This is a genomic window from Pirellula sp. SH-Sr6A (assembly GCF_001610875.1).
Taxonomy (GTDB): domain Bacteria; phylum Planctomycetota; class Planctomycetia; order Pirellulales; family Pirellulaceae; genus JBKCUI01.
The window spans coordinates 4809344-4830714 of record NZ_CP011272.1; the positions used below are offsets into that span (position 1 = coordinate 4809344).

A 21371-nucleotide genomic window follows, 5' to 3' on the forward strand; every position below is an offset into this window, starting at 1 on the left:
AGTACGGTCGCATCGCTCGTGCATTTCGTTGCTTTCGCCTGGCGCTACCTGTAGATTGGTCGATTCGCGTCTACGACTTCTGCGCCTAACGAAAGCGATGCAATGAAACAGGAAACATCGGTGGGCTGGATCGACATGGCAGCCATCATGCGGATGGATAATCTGCAGTGGCGAGCCAAGCGAATCGTCGATGGATTTCACAGCGGGTTGCATCGTTCGCCGCGACACGGATTTTCGGTGGAGTTCAGCGAGTATCGTCCCTTTAGCGTAGGGGACGACCCTCGGACCATCGACTGGAAACTCTTCGCCCGCAGCGATCGCTATTACATCAAGAAGTTTGAAGACGAGACCAATCGACGTTGTTACTTGGTCGTCGATCAAAGCCATTCGATGCGTCATGGAACGGTGGGCTATTCCAAACTCGATTACGCACGAACGCTAGCGGCCACCCTGGCCTATTATTGGAATCAGCAGCGCGATGCCGTCGGGTTGATCACCTTCGATCAAACCATTGCAGATGTGCTCCCAGCGCGCTACCGCACCGGGCAATTGAAACGCATTCTGACCATGCTCAGCCGCGAATCGGCAGGAGCTGCGACCGACTTGGAGGCACCCCTGAAGCATCTGGCGGAGATTGTTCGCCACCGAAGCCTCATCGTCATCATCTCCGATTTTTTGGTCCCCCCTGAACCTCTCCGACAAGCCTTGGGATTCCTCGGAGCGCGGCGCCATGAGATCGTGCTACTGCAAACGCTGGATCCCTCCGAAAAGCGATGGTCGTTCGATAAACCCGTGATGGTGCAGGACCTGGAATCGGGCCGTGAGATCTTCGTCGACGCGGCTCAAGCCCAAAAGCAGTACGCCGCCCGATTCGAGCAGCATCAAAAGCAATGGGGCGAGATGGCGGGTACGTTGGGAATCGGGTGGTACTCGCTCGAAACAGAGGAGTCGATTGAACTGGCGCTGTGGGAATTGCTCCAACGACAACAGAGAGCAGGCGGTGGTGGAGCGATCCCCTCGCGCGCGGTGGCCTCGCGTGGAGGAAGCCGATGAACTTCCTCTCCCCTCTTTATGCACTGGCGGCATTGGCGGTGGTCGCTCCTGTTATCTTTCATTTGGTCCGAAGGCGACCGAAGGAAAAAGTCACCTTCAGCAGCTTGATGTTTCTGGCCCCCGCTCCTCCACGCTTGACGCGAAGCTCCCGCATCGACCATTGGGTGCTCCTTCTATTGCGAGCCGCCGCATTGCTTCTGGTGGCTGCGGCGTTCTCACGCCCGTATTGGGATACCCCTACAGCGGGCAATGCGTTGCAGTCTGGCGTAAGACGCGTGATCCTCGTCGATGCCAGCGCCAGCATGCGCCGGGATGGGATGTGGAGTGAAGCCAAAGCAAGAGCCTCGGAGTGGATTCGCAAATCCGCTCCGGGCGATGTCGTCGCAGTCTATGCTTTTCACGAACGAACCGAGCCACTCGTTTCCGTAAGCGAGTCAATGGACACCCGTGAGGGACAGCGCCAGCCCTTGGCACTCCAAGCGATCGATCGCCTTCAACCGACTTGGTTTACCGCACGACTTGGGCAAGCGATCCAATCCGCGCTCGACGCTTCGCAGGTCGATAGCGACGAAGACTCGGAATCTCCCCCCGAGCGGATCGATCTCGTAGTCATCTCCGACTTTCAACAGTCGATGAAGCTCGACGAACTCGCCTCGATCGCTTGGCCGGCCGGCGCGCAATTTCATCCGGTGATCCTTCCGCAGAGCCCGAAGCAAGCCAGCAACGCGCGAGCGATTCTGCTTGAGGACGAAGCGAAATCAGATCCAGAGCTGTCCGAAGTCGCTTCCCTCATTCCCGGGGCAAACGCGGCCACATTTCGAGCCCGGGTCGCAAACGGGCGCGACAGCGAGAACGAACGGTTCCAATTGATGTGGCTCGATTCCCAATCCAAACTCCTCGCGGGAAGCCCACCGCTCGAGTCGACAGTGCTACGCGGGAAATCGCAAATCGTAAGACTGAACTCCATACCAGAAAACGCCGTCTGCCTGGAGCTTCAAGGGGACAGCGTCCCATTTGACAATCGATTTTATTTCGCGCCTAAGAAGAGGATTGCGAAGTCTGTCCTCGCCATCGAGCCATCTCGAAGCGAGCCGATCGAGTCGTTGGGTTTCTTTCTCCAGCAAGTTCCCTTAGGAAATGCCAAGTACGACGTCATTTTGAAACAGGTCATCTCGACCGATGGGGTCGACGAAGAGCAGTGGAAGGATACCGTTCTGGCGTTTGCTTCGGCGCAGACAAGTGTTCAAGACCTGAAGAAGTTGAGGGCATTCGCGGAATCGGGAGGGCATGTGGTTTGGGTTTGGGACCAACCTGCAACCGAGTCCGCTAACGACTTGGGGGGCATCTATCAGCAAGTATTTGGTGCGAACATTGGCCAGATCACCGAGGCGAATGTGAAGCAGTACGCGATGCTCGAAAGAATTCAGTTTTCAAGTTATCTTTTTCGATCGCTGTCAGATCCCAAGTTCAATGACTTTACCAAGATCCGTATCTGGAGACATCGCGATGTCGAGCTTTCAGAACCTGACAAGTGGCAAGTTCTGGCTTCGTTCGACAATCGCATGCCCGCCGTATTCGAACAGAAAGTCGGAGCAGGAAGCTGGACCATTTTTGCTACTGGCTGGCAGCCAATCGAAAGCCAATTAGCTTTATCGAGCAAATTCGTGCCGATCATCGTGAACCGCATCGAAGCTTCGCTCCCAGTCGCGAGCTATGCGAATCAAATGCGGGTAGGTGAATCGATCCGTGTCCCAGCCGAAACGATACTGGAGAATGTGACAAACGGTAGCACCGAAGTGCCGCGATCCAACAGCGAGGTCGAGTGGTTCCCCAAGGAGCCAGGTCTGTTTCGCCTCGTGGGTCCTGGGGAGAGTCAAAGCGAGATCGCGGTGAACATCGCCGAATCCGAATCCGAAGTTGCACAACACGACCTACAACGCATAGCGCAGACCGGCGTTCCACTGTCGGAGCCGGGGGATGGAGAGCGAAACGAGGGGCTTCAAAGACAATTGCGAGCCGTGGAACTGGAATCGAGCCAGAGCAGCTGGCGATGGCTTCTGTGCGGCGTACTGGGACTCATTGGATTCGAGTCTTTGTGGAGTCTTAGACGGCGTACTTCAGAAGGCGCCATGTAGCGAGCCGGTTCGGTCCCAGGCAAGCGACGGGCAAGGCTGATGAGGCGTTTCGCAGCCGCCTCCCAGGCCTAGGACTCTCCACGGGCACGCAAAATGCGGTCCATTTCCGCTGCGATCAGCGCCCCTGCTTTGGCAAGCTCCGCGATTCGGTCGTTGGGGGTAGGTTCCCAGGCATCCAGAGACCAAGGCCAATCCTTGGGAATTCCAAATGTGTCGAACATTCGACGATCTGACGGGGTGGCGTACACCGTTGCGGCCAAAGCCAGCTCGCCATTATCCAACTCGTCGTCCTGTTCGACCGTGCGAGCTGCAAGTTCTTTTTGTCGCCCGAATTCCAAAGCGATCCGTTCCAATCCGTTCACCGTTTTTCTCCTCCGGCGCCTTCAGGTCGTGGTTGCAACTCAACGAACAATGCGTGTGGGCACAATACGAATGGGCGCAATACGACTGGTCGCAGTGCGTGGGTAGAGCGTAGGAAAGGGCTATAGGAAATTTGTGTTATGAAACGGAATTGTGCAAGTTCAATTCCGAGTTGGACCTCAAGAAGACTTCGAATATCGAGCCATTCGGTGGGCGCATTATTATTCGGGTAGGGGTTTGATTTCGGCGGGAAACGGTTGACTCGCGATTTCTACTGGCTCGGAGAACCGTTTGAGCCGGAATGAGAATGCGACGGCAGCGCATCCAAACATCGCGGCGATGCCGCCAGCCAAACCGAAATGGGTCAATGGTCCTCCCTCGGTAGCCTCCCCCACGATAGAGCCCGTGATGGCCGGCCCGATCGCAGTCCCGAAATGCGTTACGGCCGAATTGAGGTTCATAAAGGCACCTCGCAGTTTGGGATTCGAAGCTTGCAGCATCATCGCTTGGGCGGGGACACTCCGGCCGCTCGCGAGCACCATAAAGCAACTCGTCGCGGCCACCGCTCCCACCAGCGAAACACGAGGGAGGTGGGTGATCATCAACGTCATGAAAACCGCGCCGATCGCACAAAACAAAAACAATGGTTTGGCGCCGAATCGGTCCGTCGCCCAACCAATGATGTTGAGCGACACCAACGTAAACATGCCGGCCACGGAATAAATGATGGGCAGATCTTCGGCCGTCCGACCGCAATTCGCCTGCAGGTATGGTGCAATAAACGGAACAATTGTAAACGTGCCGAGCACCGTTGTAAGCATCATCGCGAAAGCCCAAGCATGGTTCGGCTCCCTAACAACTTTTACAAACTGCGAAAGAGGCGCATGCCGGACTTCGGTGCGATGGGATGTTAACGACGGGAGAAAAACCCATGCCACCACCCAGACGATAACCGCTAGCGCACCGATCCCTAAGAAGGGTGCATTCCATTGTCGAAAGAAAATGGCCAGCCCCAATCCGATCGGCAAACCAACGATCGATGCGACGGCAAACGAGGAAGTCACCACACCGATCGCCTTGCCACGCTGACGATCCGCGAATACATCCCCGATGATCGCCATCACGCTGGAGGCAGCGAGACCTCCGAACATTCCGGTCAAACTGCGCGCTGCGAGAAGATGCTCGTACCCGGGCGCTAACCCGCAATAGAACGTCGCCGCGACGAAGCAGCCAAACGAGACGACGAGTACTCGCTTTCGATCAAAGGAATCCACGATGGCGGAACTCAAGATTCCAGTTACCATCGCTGCGATTCCGTACGCGGACACAATCATCCCAAACTGCTGCGGATTGATATGCAACTGCCGTCGCAACTGGTCGCCGAGGGGCATCACAATCACGAAGTCCAGGATGTGTGTAAACTGAATGGCAGCGAGAACTAAGAGAATTCCCCACTGCTGCGTGGAGAACCTGTTTTCGGTCCGTACCTTCGTTCGGGATCCACCCGTCGTCGTGTCATCCATTGATATCAGCCTTCTCTTTCCAGAACGAAGGCCTAATCGGTGCCTCCCTGGGATCGGTTACTTGCCGTGTACTAATTTTTTGAATGCGTCAAGGAGTCGCTTCGTCACAACTCCCACCGCTCCGGTCCCAACCGGTCTGCCATCGATCGTGACAACCGGAATCACTTCGGCGGCGCTCCCGGTTAGGAAACACTCGTCCGCTACGAAGAGATCATGGCGGGTCATTGTTTGCTCGAACGCGACGATTCCAAGCTCCTTTGCAAGATCGAGAATGGCGTTCCGCGTGATCCCCTCGAGAATCCCTGCATCCTTCGGTGGCGTCATCAACACTCCCTTTTTCACAATGAAAATGTTATCGCCCGTGCACTCCGCCACTTCCCCTTTGTGATTCAGCATGAGGGCTTCGATGCACCCCGCTTGCAATCCCTCGATCTTGGCCATGATATTGTTCAAGTAATTGAGGGACTTGATGCGTGGGCTCAATGCGGCAGGGTGATTGCGGATGGTGGAAGCGGTGATGATCTTCAAACCATTCTCATAGAACTCCGCGGGATAGAGGGAGATGGAGTCCGCAATGATGATGACTTGAGGATCGCTGGTCTTGTTGGGGTCCAATCCGAGTGATCCCGCACCGCGTGTCACCACCAACCGAATGTAGGCATCGACAAGATTGTTTTTCTGCAGCGTCGCGTAGGTCGCCTTTTCCATCTCCTCTTTCGAAATGGGGATCTCCAAACAGATCGCGCGAGCGGACTCGTATAAGCGGTCTAAATGTTCCCGCAGTCGAAAGACCTTCCCCGAATAACTACGCATCCCCTCAAACACACCGTCACCGTACAAGAGACCATGGTCGTAGACGCTAATCTTTGCGTCTTCTTTGTCATAGAACTTGCCGTTGATATAGATTTGAAGGGCCATGGGAAAATCGATTCCAGTCGAAAAGGTACGAGGAAATGCCTAGCCCCTGAATTTAGCAAACCACCGCTAATTTGTCAGGGCAATCTTTCCACCGACCAGGACCTGATCGACCTGCAATTGGTTCGTCAAAACAACAAAATCTGCTCGCTTTCCTGCCGCGATCTCCCCCACCTCCTCGGCAATTCCAGTCCTTTCGGCAGGGGTAAGGGACGCCATGCGAACGGCGTCCACCAAAGGGACACCCACTGCGGTATGCATGTGGCGAACCATGTTGTCGAGGGCCACTACCGAGCTGGCCAACCCGCCGTCGAGCCCTCTCCCCACCATCCCGTCGCTGAGAATCCAACCACCATCCTCAGCATCTCCAAACAAATATCGCCCGGGAGGCATATCGAGCGCGCGGTTGCAATCGCTCACCAAGCAGAGTCGGTCCACCCCTTTCATTCTCCAAGCAAACCGCAACAACTCGGGGCTCAAATGCCAACCGTCGGCAATCACCTCGGTACTCATCTCCGGCGTCCCCAAAACGAACTCCAACATGCTCCCTTGCATCGGCGTTCCCAGCCTTGCGCGAACCGACTGCACCGAACTCATCGCACACCAAAAGTGATCGACATGCCGCATGCCTGATTCAAAGGCCTGCTCCATCTCGCTCCAACTCGAGTTGGAGTGTCCGCAAGTCACCAAGCACCCCCTATCTCTCGCCGCTCGATAAAAAGCTCCCGAACCCTCCAACTCCGCCGCGCAGGTCGCAATGCGAATGAGCCCGGTTTGAAAATAGCGTTCGAACTCAGCAGGCATCGGAACTCGACACGCTTCCTTGTTGTGGCAACCCGACTTCTCGGTCGCAAAATAGGGACCATAAAGATGAATGCCTTCGATCCTAGGCAATGGCCATTTGCCTGTGGGCGTTTCCCTCGCCCCCTTCACGGCATCGATCGTGCGCAATATTTGTTCGTCACTGGCTGTCGTCGTGGTGGGAAACAGAGTGGTCACACCGTGCTGAAGGTGAGCAGAGCATGATAGCTCAATCGCTTCCTGACTACCATCCATGAAATCCGCACCCAATCCCCCATGCACATGGATATCGATGAACCCCGGGGAAAGGTAACGCCCCCCCAAATCGATGCGTTTGCCATCCGTCGAAGGTACAACTCCGTCGCCTTCACCGAGAACAGCGGTGATGCGCCCTCCATCGCAAACGACAGCCGCGTTGTCAAGAATTCGATCGCGAAGGATCACTCGTGCGTTCTGAATAACCAGTTTCATGTTTTTGCCACCAATCGTACATATCGAACAAAGACTCGCGCACATTCGGCCCATGCCGAAGTCGCGACTCCCTCCACTCCTCCGACGAAAGAGCAGCCTCGAGAGTCGCTCTGGGATGTTCGGAAAGCAATTGTGTGAGCACATAGTGCTCCACCGTAGGATCAACCACCGTATTCCATAATGACTGAAACCCGAAATGCATCCGATGAGAGGTCGCAATACAACGGACCCCGCGTCGACGAACTTGCGCAACCATCCGAATGCGACGCCACAAGGGTAACTGTTCGAATCCATCCACGAACATCCACTCGGCACTCCCGACCAATGGCCAATCCTGCGTTTCTCGATAGGTCGTGGCTCGGCGCCCTCGCAAACAATGAAGCACCGCCGTGTCCGAGCGTATACTCTCCACAGCCTCCCGATGCAACTGATGCAGCAACGTCGATTTTCCAGTCCCATGCGGCCCGACAATCAGCCAACAATAGCCTGGCTGATCCGCTCGACGCATGAGCTCTCCCAACGATCCTCGAGCGCCGAAATGATAAGGGATGACTCCCGGCTGAAAGCAACGAGTGGAAAACGGATTGGATGGAACGGTGTTCGATAGAGGGGTATTCGTTTGCCCTGTATTCGCTTTCACGATAGTCGATCGCATGGTCAGGTTTTGCACTGTCTATTTTGTACGGGCGATTTTGTACGGGCGAATCCGGAGGAACTGCCCAAAGCAGGCACGGAATTTTCAACGCAGCAACAACGCGTAGCCTGGGTGTCGCAACCCAGGTAACGATGTGGCCGAATTGCTTTCGCGATTGTGCGCGTTTTAACAAAGCTTGACGCGCAGCAGTCCAAGAGCCCGCCGGAGCGTCCAAGTAAGATAATCTCACGCGATGGATGATTGCTAGTCAAGCTTCCCACGCGAGCCGAAATACCAGAACACGGGATGCTCCATGATCCGATTTTCCATTCGATGCGCTGCCTTTTACCTGATGCTCGCCTGCGCAGCTGGGCTTAGTTCGTCCCAGCTTCCAGCGAATCCTGCCACGTCGGGTACCATCGAACGAGAGACGCGTGACGTCGCGGGTTGGAAAGTTCACGTTGCCAAACGATTGCTGGAGTCCGAAGCCAATGCCACCGAGAAGGCACTCGCGGGCCTGAAAAAGATGCTGGACGAAATCGTTCGAGACCTCCCGCCCCCTGCCGTCGTCGAGTTGAAAAAAGTACCGCTATATATTTCCCCCTCCTACAAACCCGGCCGGAGCGGTGCGGAATTCCACCCCGGAGCAAGCTGGCTGCGAGAGAACGGTCGGGATCCCGCGATGGCGCTTGGAGTCGAGTTTTCGGGTGTCCAGAACTTCGAAGCAGAGATGAAGCGAATGCCAAACTTTGCCTTGCACGAACTGGCGCATGCGTATCACTTTCGATTCCTTCCAAAGGGATTTCAAAACGAAGAGATCCAAAATGCATTCCTGCATGCCAAGAAGCTCGGTATCTACGAACGCGTTGAGCGATCCTTCGGGAATGATTCTCCCAACACGTTCGAACGCGCGTACGGAATGAACAACGCCATGGAGTACTTTGCCGAAACCACCGAAGCCTATTTTTCTCGCAATGACTTCTTCCCGTTCACGCGAGAGGAACTTCAAAAGCATGACCCCGCCATGTACTCGTTACTCGAGAATCTCTGGGGGGTTCGCGCCGCCTCTCCCAGTTCGCCGTAACCCATCACTCACACTCTTCATCCGATGAAAACCCCTTCGTTCGTCCATGCCTGCAGCCTTATTACATGCCTGCTTCTTCCCACGCTCGCGTCCGCGCAACCAGCCACCGATTCCGATCTTTGGCTAACCTATCCGGGTTCCAATGGCCCAGGCAAGGGAAAACGCATCGTGCTTATTGCAGCGGAGCAAGAGTACCGATGCGAGCAGTCCATGCCGATGCTGGCGAAGATCCTTTCTTCGCATCACGGTTTCGACTGCACCGTACTCTTTGGAGTCAATGATCGCGGTGAAGTCGACCCGACCTTGCCTGTCTATCCCGAAAAAGGAAAAGAGTCCGGTTTCCAGGAACATCGCATCCCTGGCTTGGAACACCTAGCGACCGCGGATCTAGTTATCTTCTTCACTCGACTCCTAACACTACCGCCAAGCGAGCTTCAGCATATCGTTGAGTATGTTGATTCGGGAAAACCATTCATCGCATTGCGTACGGCCAATCACGGATTTCGCGGTCCACTCCCTTACAAGATCGATGGAAAGCAAGTCCGATGGGGAGAGGATATCCTCGGTGGTACCTTTCTCAATCACCATGGACGATGGCATGCCGACTCCACGCGTGGCTTCTTCGATAAAGACCACTCGCAACATCCCATTCTCACGGGTGTCTCAGAAATTTGGGGGGATTCGGATGTTTACCGCACCTACAAAGAAGGAACGAGCCTGCCCACAGCTTGCTCAGCTCTCGTTTGGGGACAACCCTTGATGGGCCGCAAACCCGAAGACGCTCCCAATGAGAAACTAGAACCTCTTCCCGTCGCATGGGTTAAACCCTGGAAGACGAGCACGGGAAACAATGCGAGGGTTTTCCATTGCACCATGGGGAGCGGCATGGACTTGAAAAATGACGGACTTCGCCGCTTGATCGTCAATGCAATCTACTGGGGACTCCAAATGGAAAATTCCATTTCCGCGACTCGCAGCGTCGACATCGTAGGTTCCTACCAGCCCCTGGAGAGCGGATTCAATTACAAAGAGTTGGGCGTGCAACCTCGCCCCGTTTCCTATTACAAGTAAAGATTCCAATTCCATGATCTCTAACAAATACGTCAAGCAACCATCATGAGACTTTGGATGTGGATCGCGTGCACCTACGCATGCATGAGCGCCTTGGTACGGGCAGGGGACCCTTCGCTGCCGGGGCACCATCCCTTAACCCAATCCCAAGCGGGAAGTGTTCTGATTTCCGAACTCCGCTGTGCCGCTTGCCACTCGGGTGCACCGGATAGTTCACTACCGGAGAAGACCGCCCCGGACTTATCGCAAGTCGGAGGCCGGATCCGACCCGAGTATCTGCGTCGCTTTTTGGAGTCACCTCGATCGGCACATCCTGGGACGACGATGCCGGATCTGCTGGCGTCGAAACCAGAATCGGATCGACGAAAAATTGCGGAAGCGCTCACCCATTTTCTGGTCGCTCAATCCAAACCCATAGCCGCTAAGGCCTCGACCGCAAATCCGGACAAGGAATCCGGCAAATCGCTCTTCCATTCCGTTGGGTGTGTCGCATGCCATGGCCCTCAAGATGCCGAACTTGCGGAGAACCCAAATCGCAATCTCCCGGAGGAAGAGGAAGACGAGGAAGAAGATCCAGTGCTCGCAGCAAGGAAAAAGATCAAACCCAATGCGTTCCCGCTCGGGCATGTCGCCCAGAAATACAGTTTGAAATCGCTGCAAGCATTTCTGTTTCAGCCCTTGCTCGTCCGAAGCTCGGGCCGCATGCCTGACATGAAGCTGACCGAAGACGAGGCGATGGCGATCGCGAGTTATCTCACCGCTGAAAAGGAGGAATCGGATGCGTTGTTGGTACCCTCTGCATCCCTCGTCACCGCAGGGAAGGAATACTTCCAGTCCCTCCGTTGCACGGCATGCCATGCTTTGCCAAACATGGAACCCAGTGATTTAGTGGGATCGCTCCAGTCGGCCGATCTATCGGAAGGATGTTTATCGACAAGCCGTGATGGAAGTACAATGAAACAGATTCCTCTATTCGGCCTGACATCCGAACAACGGACTGCGATGGTGGCGGCACTTCGCGATAAAGGGCCAGTCGATACGGAGCAGATTGCGATCGCAAAGAATCTCACTGCATTCCGCTGCATCGATTGCCATGTTCGCGATGGCTACGGCGGTGTTCACGATGCGCACAATGGATTCTTCAAAGGGAGTGAACTGAATTTAGGGGACGATGGACGCATTCCACCACCTCTTACCTTGGTAGGAGCCAAGCTTCAACCAGCGTGGATGAAGAAGGTTCTCTTCGACGGCGAAAGCGTTCGTTCCTACATGAGCACTCGAATGCCACAGTACGGAGATCGCAATCTCTCTCACCTGCCTGGTCTTTTCCGGCGAGTCGATATGTTGGATGGCCCGGAACTGAAAATACCGAAGCCGGAGAACCGCGAGGAATCGGAGCGGGAAAAGGAAAAAATCGTCCGGGCTGCAGGGTGCGAACTGCTGGGAGACAAGGGAGCCAATTGCGTTGCCTGCCACCGATTCAACGGTAAAGCCGCCAATGTCAATCAAGGGATCGATCTGTTGACCAGTTACGAGCGTCTGCAGCCAGAGTGGTTTTATCGGTATGTAAAGAATCCAGGATCCTTTCGACCTCGCACGGTTATGCCTACCGCTTGGCCTGATGGGAAAGCGATCTACACCCATATTTTGGATGGAGACACCGACCGACAGATCGAGGCAATCTGGTATTACCTTTCCCTGGGTACATCCGCTGCCGACCCGAGTGGAGTGCGAGCGCAGAACACGAAGCTGCAAGTCAACGATGTCGCGCAGATTCACCGAGGACGAAGCCGAATTGCGGGCTTTCGGGGTATTGCAGTCGGGCTACCGGAGAAAATCCACTACGCATTCAATGCAGAAACCGGGACGCTATCCGCCATCTGGACTGGTGACTTCGTGAACGTGAACTGGAGTGGACAAGGTTCTGGTGACTTCAATCCAGCAAGCGAACCGATTGCATTCGCGCAAGATGTTTCGTTTGCATCTCTTTCCGATGCGAAAGCGTCTTGGCCGTCGCTGCCGTTGATGAGCAAAGAAACACCAACGAACCCGGATCCTCTCTACCCGAAAAATGTCGGTTACCAATTCCGCGGTTATTTTCTCGACGAAGCTTTTATACCAACGTTTCAGTATCGAAGCGGGAATATCCGCATCGACGATCGCTCTCATGCTATCTCGAACGAAGACAAACTCGTCCTCCACCGAGTCATGCAATTTGAATCGGAGAGTCCCCAAACCATTTGGTTCCGGGTATGGGCAGGTCCCCTCGAACGGGAGTCGGATTCTGTGTTTCGAAATGAACAAATCCGAATCACCATACCGGAGGTCGAAACAGTGATGAGAGGTGACTCAAGCCAGCTCTCGCGTCAAGAACTGTTGCTTCGATTGAAAATCCCACAAGGCAAGTCAACACTGGAGATTCAGTATGAACCGATCAAAAAGTAAATGCTGGATCGCCAATGCTTGTTGTTGGTTCGCTCCAATCATCCCCTTGGCCGTATTCATAGTTTGTATATTCATGCCGCACTCTCTCCTGGCAGAGGATGTCGGCGAACGCTGGGGAACCGAAGAGCGAGAGCGCGAGTACTATCCCATCGTTAACATTCCAATGCCCAAAGATGCGGTCATTGAAGCCGGCGCTTTTGCTACTCTTCCCGATGGTCGAATAGCGGTAGGAACTCGTCATGGAGAGATTTACTTTCTGGACGGGATCGACGCCAAAAAGCCCAATCCAACCTATCATCGCTTCGCGACTGGGCTAGACGAGATCTTTGGACTCGCTTGGGAAAAGGATTCCCTTCGAGTAACACAAAGTTGCGAGTTGACTCGAGTTCGCGACACAAACGGAGATGGCGTTGCCGATCGGTTCGAGACTTTGTCGGACGATTGGGGATATGCGAATTATCACGAGTACGCATTTGGCTCCCAGGTGGATCGTGAGGGGAATCAGTTTGTGGCGCTGGGGCTATCGGCGTCCTATCATTCCCACGCTTGGAATCGTGGATTCATCATGAAGGTAGCGCCCGATGGCAAGACGACCGCGTTTGCAAGCGGGCTTCGTAGCCCTGGTGGTATTGGGTTCGATGAACATGACGCACTCTTCTACGTGGAAAGCCAAGGACCTTGGAACTGCTCCTGTAGCTTGAAGGCGGTTGCTCCGCAAAGCTTCCACGGGCACCCCGCTAGCTTCCATTGGTATCCCTACTCGCCCGAGTTAGGGCCGATTCCGGAGATGCCGAAACCGGGAAGCCGAATTGTCTTGGAAAAGAAACGGATCAAGCAACTAACGCCCTACGCTGTCATCTTTCCGTACGTACGAATGGGTCGATCGATCACGGCATTCAGCGTCGATCGAACCGGTGGGAAGTTTGGTCCTTTTGAGAACCAAATGTTCCTCGGTGATTACACGCAATCCATCTTGATGCGTGCGACCACCGAGCAGGTGAACGGCGTTTGGCAAGGAGCTTGCTATCCGTTTCGCGAAGGAATCTCGACCGGCATTCTCAATGTGGAGTTTACGCCGGAAGGAAATCTGGTTTCCGGGGGAACCAATCGCGGGTGGCCCGTGCGAGGCATTAAGCCGTTTGCGCTCGAACGTGTGGAATGGAGCGGCAAAATGCCGTTCGAGATCAACCGCATTACCATCGAACCGGATGGCTTTCAAATCACATTTACGAAGCCTGTCGAACCCGTGACTGGCAGTTCTCCAGCATCGTATTCTATTTCGGCCTTCACCCATCCTTACCATGGAGCCTATGGAGGACCGGAGATCGAGAAAAAGTCTCCTGCAGTCAAGAAGGTCGTGCTCGCACCCGATGGTCTTTCTGCCAAGATCTCGCTGGAAGAACTGGAGCAGGGGTTTGTGTACGAGTTCGACTTGGTCCGATTGCGTTCGCGAGACAGCGAAGAACTGCTGCACCGCAACGCCTTTTATACGGTCAACGAAGTACCTGCAAAGCGAAACGTCCTCGTGTCGACCAAGGCAATCGATGAGAATCCATTGGTTCCAGGTGAAGACCGAATCGATACGCCGGACATTTCCGATGGCCTTTGTGTTCACAACCTCTTTCAATCCAACATGGTGGTTCAACGAGATAGGCCGATTCCCGTTTGGGGATGGGCTTCACCTGGCGAACAAGTCACTGTGACCTTGGGCGAGGAGTCGCGGGTGATCAAGGCAGCGGCCGACCGGACTTGGAAAGTGGAGTTCTCTCCCATGCCAGCCAGCACCAATCCACGATCGATCGTGGTCCAGGGCAAAGATGCAAAGATCGAACTGACCAATATTCTCGTCGGTGATGTCTGGCTTCTCGGTGGCCAAAGCAATATGGAGTTCGAACTCCATAAAGTGGAGGAGGGACCGCTCGAAATCCTCTCTGCCAACTTCGACCAGATTCGACTCTTCACAGTCCCCCAATTGAACGGACCAGAAACGAAGACATCTTTTCCACGTCAGTACCAATGGAATGACTTCTTCAGCCAGCACTTTCGACAAGGATATTGGGATGTATGTACCCCTGAGTCTGTGCGCGACATGTCTGGAATCGGATACGTGTTTGGTCGTCGGATCCACATGGCGACCCGGGTACCGATCGGGATCATGGATGTCTCTCGAGGAGGTACCACTCTGGCAGCTTGGACACCGATTGAGGTACTGACGAAGATCAATTCGCCTGAACTGCAAAGCACCTTGTTGGATTGGGACACGCGAGTGGCTGAGTTCGATCCGCAGAAGGATCTGGAACGACGGATCAAGCAATTTGATGAACGGGAAGCGAACTTAAAAGCGCAGGGGAAACCTATCCCCAAGAATCGCAAACGGCCGAATGAGTTGCTTCCGGGCCCAGCAGTCGACATGAATCGACCGGGGAATCTTTTTGCGGGTACGATTTCGACCATCGCAGGACTGCCCGTCAAAGGGGCCATTTGGCATCAAGGCTACAACGACGCTTTGCAACCCAACGGACACAAACTGTATGCCGCTGTCTTTCCTGAAATGATCAAGGCATGGCGTTCCGTATTGAATGATCCCAACATGCCGTTCGGTATCATTACCCAGGAAACGCAAGATCAGCCGCAAACACTAGAGAACTTTCTACCACCTATGGTGGATGAAGGTGTCTACATTCGCGAAGTCCACTACCAAACCTTCCTCAAGCTTCGCGACCAGGGTGACAAGAATATTGGGTATGCCAGTAGCTTCGATCAACATCGCGCTTGGTACCATCCACAGATCAAAGTTCCGGTCGGCGAGCGGATTGCGAAATGGGCGTTAGCGACGCAGTACGGCAAGTCGATACGATGGCTTCCACCGCAATTGCAGGAGTGCAAGATTGAGCCGGGGAAGATAACCTTGAAGCTCGATACTTGGGCGATCCCCTTTCACGATGGTCCGATTCAAGGGTTCGCGATCGCCGGTAAGGATGGTCGCTTTCAGCCTGCCAAGGCGGTGTGGTTGGACAAGAACGAAGGGAAGGGAGAACCGAATTGGGAGCGTTCCACTATCGTCCTTTCCAGCGAACTGGTTCCCGAACCGATTTACTTCCGCTACGCGTGGGCTCGCAATCCATTGGAGAATTTGAAGTCGTCGGAGAATGCGGGACTCCCCTTCGATACACAGCGCAACGATTCATTCTCGCTCGCCGATATGGTCGAGATCTATACCGGAAAGAAAACGACAACACCTGGCGTGATCAGCCCCAAAGAGTCTCGTGAGCTTGTTCAAGCCCTCCAAGCGGAAGATAAAAAACGTCGATTCTTCGAAGCGAGAAAACTACTAGACGAGAAGTCTGGTTTTAGTTCTGGACGGTGACGGCAGAGAATAGCCGAGCGTTTCAACGGTGGGTTTTGAGTTCCCCAGATGTAAGAAGTCCCGATAGGGACGACAGACACTAACCCAGCACTTCAGTGCTGGGTTAGGAAATCGCGCTTAAAAGTCTTTAACATCCTCAGGTAGAGCACGACGACAACGACTTTCCCGAGATCCCCATCCTGGACAATTACAGGTTAGCGAGGAAGGAACCAGGCAATTCTTTCGACATCTCACATTGATTTCCAGGCAATCGTGTGCTGCCGGACATGTGGTCGATAACCTATGACTTCGCGACCAATCCACTCCTCGGATTACATGAGAGCAGAACACTAATCGTCGCTAATCAACACTAAAAAAAGGCAACAGGATTGTCTTGGTTTTGATTAGTGCGAATGAGTGGAAATTAGTGTTCCTGCGTTCTCAAGACGCTGAAATTCACATTCTAGCAATGTCCATGTTTGTTCTCTGACCGCTTGACCCATTTCTGCGGTTTCCCCTGGGTTGATGAGCAACCGTACATGCGGGGACTCCCAGTGTTATGAGGTTTCGGACAGGCTCTTAGTCCCGATAGGGACGGCAGACACTAGCCCAGCAATTCAGGGCTGGGTAAGGATCCCAAAGGCTCTTCAGTCCCGGCAGGGACGAAAGAACGCGTTGTGTGTTCGGACGAGTAATAATGTACTACCGCGTAGCAATGCCACCGTCTCGATCCGGTCCCTGTTGCAAACGCGGTCGATGGAATGGGCAGGTCATGTTAACGAATCGATAACACGCAATTCATCGCGACACCCGTTTGCCTCGTTGGGATTTCTTTCGTCCCTACCGGGACTTGGGCGACGCGGGCCCACCCAGCCTTGAAAGGCTGGGCTATTCTCTGCCGTCCCTACCGGGACTAAGACAGACATTCGCACTTGGCAACGCCAAGGTGTGATTGCGTATCCATTTCGAGCCAAGCTCGAGAGTTTGACTAGGAACCGATCAAGATTCAATTGCTCGTGGAATGCACCAATACTGGGGGCCGCGAGTGTTGCCCACCGGGATAGGTACTTGCCCGGTGGGGAAGACTAGTCCTTGAAAGTCTTTAACATCCTCAGGTAAATCACGACGATAACGACTTTCCCGAGATCCGCATCCTGGACAATTACAGGATAGCTTGGAAGGAACCAGGCAATTCTTTCGTCATCTCACAGTGGTTTCCAGGTAATCGTGTGCTGCCGGACATGTGATCGACAACCCATGGCTTCGCGACCAATCAACTCCTCGGATTGCATGGGAGCAGAACACTAATCGTCGCTAATCAACACTAATAAGGAATATCAACAAGGTTGTCGCGGATTTTGATTAGTGTGAATCAGTGGAGATTAGTGTTCCTGCTTTCTCAAGACGCTGAACATTTCATTCTAGCAATGCCCCTGTTTGTTCTCTGACCGCTTTCCCCAATTCTGCGGTTTCCCCTGGGTTGATGTGCAACCGTACATGCGGGGACCCCCAGTGCAATGAGGTTTCGGACAGGCTCTCAGTCCCGATAGGGACGGCAGACAATAGCCCAGCACTTCAGTGCTGGGTAAGGATCCCAAAGGCTCTTCAGTCCCGGCAGGGACGAAAGAACGCGTTGTGTATTCGGACGAATAATAATGCACTACCGCGTAGCAATGCCATCGCCTCGATACGGTACCTGTTGCGAACGCGGTCGATGGAATGGGCAGTTCATGTTAACGAATCGGTAACACGCAATTCATCGCGACACCCGTCTATCGCGATGGGATTTCTTTCGTCCCTACCGGGACTTGGGCGACGCGGGCCCACCCAGCCTTGAAAGGCTGGGCTATTCTCTGCCGTCCCTACCGGGGCTAAGACAGGCATTCGCACTTGGCAACGCCAAGGCGTATATGTGTAAGCATGTTGAGCTAACTGCACTTTAGGAAATGATTTGAGACCAAGTCACTTGGCTGCAATACAAACGCTGAACGATTGTAGTCAAAGCAGCTATCACGAAGGATAGGCTCTAAGGAGCTTGGCTGAGAAGTTGAAGAAGTTCTGCAACAACAGCGGGGTTAGCGTCTGCATGGTTGTTCGTTTCTTCCGGATCCGTTTCGTAGTCGAACAGTTCCACTTGTGGAGCCTTTTCTCCGTTGGGCTTGCTTACGATCATTCGCCATCGATCCGTTCGAACAGTGCGCTGTCCACCACCCCAAAATCCGACAGCAGGCTTGGTCGTCTTCATGCTTGGATCTGCAAGCTGCGGCACCAAACTGCGACCGTCGAGAGTGGCTGGAGCCTCCAAACTGCAAAGTTCCGTTAAGGTCGGGAACACATCGATTGTCTCGACAATCGCGTCGCAATGCTTCCCCGGTTGCTTGATGTCAGGATGACGAATCATAAGTGGGGATCGCAAGGCGTTTTCGTAAAGACAATGCTTCCCCCAAATAGCGTGTTCACCCAACAGAAATCCATGATCGCTCCAGATCACGACAATGGTGTTGTCATCGAGTCCCAATCGCTCCAGTTCTTTTAACACCTTCCCTACTTGGGCATCCATGTAACTCACGCAAGCTGCGTAGGCGCGTCGTAGCAGCCTCGCATATTCGGCATCGGTGTCAGGATCGCGACCTGGCTCGTGCCCATAATTGCCTCGCAGCTCCCCGCTCTTATGCCACGTCGAAGGCCATTTCGGCTTCATTGCTGCCAATGGATTCAAATCGGGTATGCCATCGGCATGGAGATCGTACCAACGCTTCGGTGCAGCGAATGGCAAATGAGGTTTAAAAAAACCGACTCCAAAGAACCATGGCTCCTGTTGTTTGGATAGATCCTCGAGCGTTTGGATCGCTTCCTTTGCCACCCAAGCATCTGGGTAGGATTCATCTGGACCGTCCTGGGATTCCCAAGGCAAAGACTTACCTGGTCGGCGTCGCGCGCCATCGGCATATCCGTGCATGATGGCTTCCGGGCTCTCCCATGGTCCATCTGGGATCCAAGCGTGATCCCAAGCTCCTGGGAGCTCTTCCGGACCATCTCGCCATTCTTTTCCGGTTCGTCCACCGGGGTGATGCGTGATCTTGCCCAGTGCTAATGTCTTGTACCCTGCTCTGCGAAAGGTGGTCGGCAAACTTTGATGCCCCCACTCCTTGTGAGTCTGAGCAATCCCACCATTGTTGATCTGGGAAGGGACGGTCGGATATCGCCCTCGAAGCAGTGCGCATCGCGAGGCGCCGCACGTTGGCACTTGAACATAGTGCCGAGTAAAAACCCTTGCCGTCTGCGCAAACGCATCGAGCTGCGGTGTCTTTGCGTAAGGAACATCCATCGATCCAAGATCGCATCGTAAGTCATCGATTGCGATGAATAAGACGTTGGGGCGATCAGCGCTGTAAATCCGCCCGCCGAAGGAAAGAAGACACAACACTGCGAACAAGCAACTCAACATGACCGATCTCATTCACAGCCCCCTAACTTTCATGCTGAAAACACAACCAAGCGACTCTCAGAAATTGTAGTAGTAATGACCTGCGAGCGTTCCACGGCTTGGTGAGCGACAAATCACGATCTGCATCCCCTTATCTCCTTCGCGACGATTTGGATTTGCAAAGTATTCATTGTCATCGGAAAGACATTCCTTGGGGATTCTGGTCTGGAAACGGTGGACATACAGCAAGTTCTTATCAATCCTCTCGAGTTTCCAACGATCCTTGATCAATTCAAAAAAGGCATCGCAGTCGTCGCATTGAAAAACATACTCATCGTGATAGATCGCATACACTGTCAGCTGCGTAGCAAACGCCGTCGTATCGAGATCCTGACTATTCAACTCTTGGAGAAATTCCGGCCAGTCCTTTCGCTCTAATATCGCTCGGTTAGCGAGATAGTGCGGTGGTTCATAGCTGGTACAACTTTGAATTCCAAGGATCGATAGCGAAAACACTACCAAGTAAAAAACCAGACCAGCAAGGTCCTTTTTCATCGCGAGGTAATCCCATCATCCGGTTGATTCCAGAGTCGCCAAGGATCGTTCAGTCGCCGCATCTCGTCGAGGAGCAGCGATTGCATTTCTGCTAGCTTGTCGGCGTATTTTGGATCCGAAGCGAGATTCACTTGATGAGGCAACGGATTCGCCCCCGTCAGCGTCTTCACTTTGGGATCGTGATGCTCGATGAGGAACTCCTGCGGGTTATCTTTCAGATGAAAGAGCTGAGACTCTCTGACTTTACCGTTCAAAACGTCGTATTGAATCAGTTTCCAGTCCCCTTTCTTGACCGCTCGCATTCCAGGCTTGGTTCCACCGCAGTAAACACCATAAAGCGTATCGCGAATGGTTTTTTGTTGTCCTAGAAGCACGGGCTTGAAGCTCGTGCCTTCGTTGGTTTGGGGAGCGGGAATGCCTGCCAAGTCGCAAAGGGTCGCAAGCACATCGTGCAGGTAAACGTTTCCTTCGGCGCGGCTGCCAGCTTGGATCCCCGGTCCCTTTACGATGAGAGGGACTCGCCAAGTATGTTCGTAGAGATTTTGTTTTCCTTGCAAGCCATGCCGACCGATGGCCATACCGTGATCTGCGGTATAGATGACATAGGTATTGTCGAGTTCACCCATCGCTTCGAGCTTGGATAAAACACGTCCAATCTGGATATCGATGTTTTCACTGCAAGCGAATTCGCGTCCCAGTTCATTGCGGATCGTCTGCTCGTCGCGTCGCTCCCATACGCCACTCACGGCAACCTCGTCACGCAATTTGGGATGGCCATGTGGAAAGGGATGAGCGGGCAGATAGTTTGGTGGAAGCTTTGGTTGTTTGGGGTTCGCAGGTGGCGGCGTGGATTTATCTGTGTGATTGGTCGCTCCATATTTGGCCAGCAACTTCGGTGTACCATCTCGTTCATCGTGTGGGTGCGAGAAACCGTAGTAGATCAAAAAGGGCTTCGTCTCCTTGGTCGATTCGCGCTCGGTGAGATAGTCCATCACTCTATCGCCGTGCCAAGCGCTACCCGTCTCGGGTGTTCCACCTCGCTTGGTGGCATCGTGACGCACGGTGAAGAGTTTGTTGGCTGCCTCGTAGCTGTTCCCTTGTTTGCATGTCCGCATGGTCGCATATCCGTTGCGGTTGAAGACGGCGGGAATGGTCTGCTGTTCCAAATCGGGAGGACAAAGTCCTTTTTGCACGGCCTGCGGAGCAGTTGGCAAATGCCAAACCTTGCGCCCGCTCATGATCATGTGGCGTGATGGGGTACAAACGGCTCCCATGTTCGCTCCCATGTGGTAGGCACCGTCGAGAACGATCCCCTCGCGTGCGAGCCGATCGATGTTCGGTGAATCCAGCGCTGAACCCTGGTTGTAGCATTGGAGATCCCATGGGGACTGATCATCGACGAGGATGAAAAGAATATTCGGACGCTTCGCATCGCCGGCGACAGCCGTTGTGCAACATGCAATCAAGAGCACCAGGAAGGAGAGGAAAAGTCTCATCGTATTGGATCTCTACTTTATGGAGTTGGGAGGGATATTGGGAAGGAATCAATCG

At 53.9% G+C, this 21371-nt stretch carries 14 protein-coding genes; 6 read left to right on the forward strand and 8 right to left on the reverse strand.

The genetic code is table 11. From position 1 onward, the window contains the following. Positions 1-102: 102 nt before the first annotated feature. Both VN12_RS18445 and VN12_RS18450 read left to right on the forward strand, forming a co-directional pair. The gene (locus tag VN12_RS18445; protein WP_205855084.1) at positions 103-1053 is read left to right on the forward strand and encodes a DUF58 domain-containing protein; all 951 of its coding nucleotides are present in this window, start codon (positions 103-105) and stop codon (positions 1051-1053) included. After that, the gene (locus tag VN12_RS18450; protein WP_146678216.1) at positions 1050-3188 is read left to right on the forward strand and encodes a BatA domain-containing protein; all 2139 of its coding nucleotides are present in this window, start codon (positions 1050-1052) and stop codon (positions 3186-3188) included. Before VN12_RS18445 ends, VN12_RS18450 begins: the two co-directional genes overlap by 4 nt. A gap of 68 nt (positions 3189-3256) precedes the next feature. Here VN12_RS18450 and VN12_RS18455 read toward each other — a convergent pair whose 3' ends face one another. From VN12_RS18455 to VN12_RS18475, 5 genes are all read right to left on the reverse strand, one after another. After that, positions 3257-3550, reverse strand: coding sequence for a hypothetical protein (locus VN12_RS18455; protein ID WP_146678217.1), 294 nt, complete (start codon positions 3548-3550; stop codon positions 3257-3259). Between the two features lie 219 nt (positions 3551-3769). After that, on the reverse strand, positions 3770-5071 hold the full coding sequence (locus VN12_RS18460) for an MFS transporter (protein WP_146678218.1): 1302 nt from the start codon (positions 5069-5071) through the stop codon (positions 3770-3772). A gap of 57 nt (positions 5072-5128) precedes the next feature. Next, positions 5129-5989, reverse strand: a complete 861-nt coding sequence (gene ilvE, locus VN12_RS18465; RefSeq protein ID WP_146678219.1) for a branched-chain-amino-acid transaminase — start codon at positions 5987-5989, stop codon at positions 5129-5131. Positions 5990-6055: 66 nt separating this feature from the next. Continuing rightward, complete coding sequence (nagA, locus tag VN12_RS18470; RefSeq protein ID WP_146678220.1) at positions 6056-7258, reverse strand: N-acetylglucosamine-6-phosphate deacetylase; 1203 nt, start codon at positions 7256-7258, stop codon at positions 6056-6058. Further along, the gene (locus VN12_RS18475) at positions 7206-7913 is read right to left on the reverse strand and encodes an ATP-binding protein (protein ID WP_146678221.1); all 708 of its coding nucleotides are present in this window, start codon (positions 7911-7913) and stop codon (positions 7206-7208) included. The genes nagA and VN12_RS18475 overlap by 53 nt, the downstream gene beginning before the upstream one ends. Positions 7914-8205: 292 nt before the next feature. Here VN12_RS18475 and VN12_RS18480 point away from each other — a divergent pair, with 292 nt between their 5' ends. The 4 genes from VN12_RS18480 to VN12_RS18495 all read left to right on the forward strand — a co-directional run bounded on the left by VN12_RS18480 (position 8206) and on the right by VN12_RS18495 (position 15859). Continuing rightward, positions 8206-8976 (forward strand): hypothetical protein, encoded by a 771-nt coding sequence (locus VN12_RS18480; RefSeq protein WP_146678222.1) that lies wholly within the window; start codon positions 8206-8208, stop codon positions 8974-8976. Between the two features lie 24 nt (positions 8977-9000). Continuing rightward, positions 9001-10047 carry a ThuA domain-containing protein gene (locus VN12_RS18485; protein WP_146678223.1) on the forward strand — a complete coding sequence of 349 codons (1047 nt, stop codon included), beginning with the start codon at positions 9001-9003 and terminating at the stop codon, positions 10045-10047. A 45-nt stretch (positions 10048-10092) separates the two neighbouring features. Further along, positions 10093-12492, forward strand: a complete 2400-nt coding sequence (locus VN12_RS18490) for a c-type cytochrome (RefSeq protein WP_146678224.1) — start codon at positions 10093-10095, stop codon at positions 12490-12492. Positions 12493-12565: 73 nt separating this feature from the next. Next, positions 12566-15859 (forward strand): sialate O-acetylesterase, encoded by a 3294-nt coding sequence (locus VN12_RS18495; protein ID WP_205855085.1) that lies wholly within the window; start codon positions 12566-12568, stop codon positions 15857-15859. A 2005-nt stretch (positions 15860-17864) separates the two neighbouring features. Here VN12_RS18495 and VN12_RS18500 read toward each other — a convergent pair. Genes VN12_RS18500 through VN12_RS18510 form a run of 3 tightly spaced genes read right to left on the reverse strand, consistent with a single transcriptional unit; the run spans position 17865 to position 21316 of the window. Continuing rightward, entirely contained in the window at positions 17865-19298 is a 1434-nt protein-coding gene (locus tag VN12_RS18500; protein WP_146678226.1) for a sulfatase, read from the reverse strand. Between the two features lie 45 nt (positions 19299-19343). Further along, positions 19344-19820, reverse strand: coding sequence for a hypothetical protein (locus VN12_RS18505; RefSeq protein WP_146678227.1), 477 nt, complete (start codon positions 19818-19820; stop codon positions 19344-19346). Then, positions 19817-21316: a sulfatase-like hydrolase/transferase gene (locus VN12_RS18510; protein ID WP_146678228.1), complete on the reverse strand. Its 1500-nt coding sequence runs from the start codon at positions 21314-21316 to the stop codon at positions 19817-19819. The genes VN12_RS18505 and VN12_RS18510 overlap by 4 nt, the downstream gene beginning before the upstream one ends. Between the last annotated feature and the right edge of the window lie 55 nt (positions 21317-21371).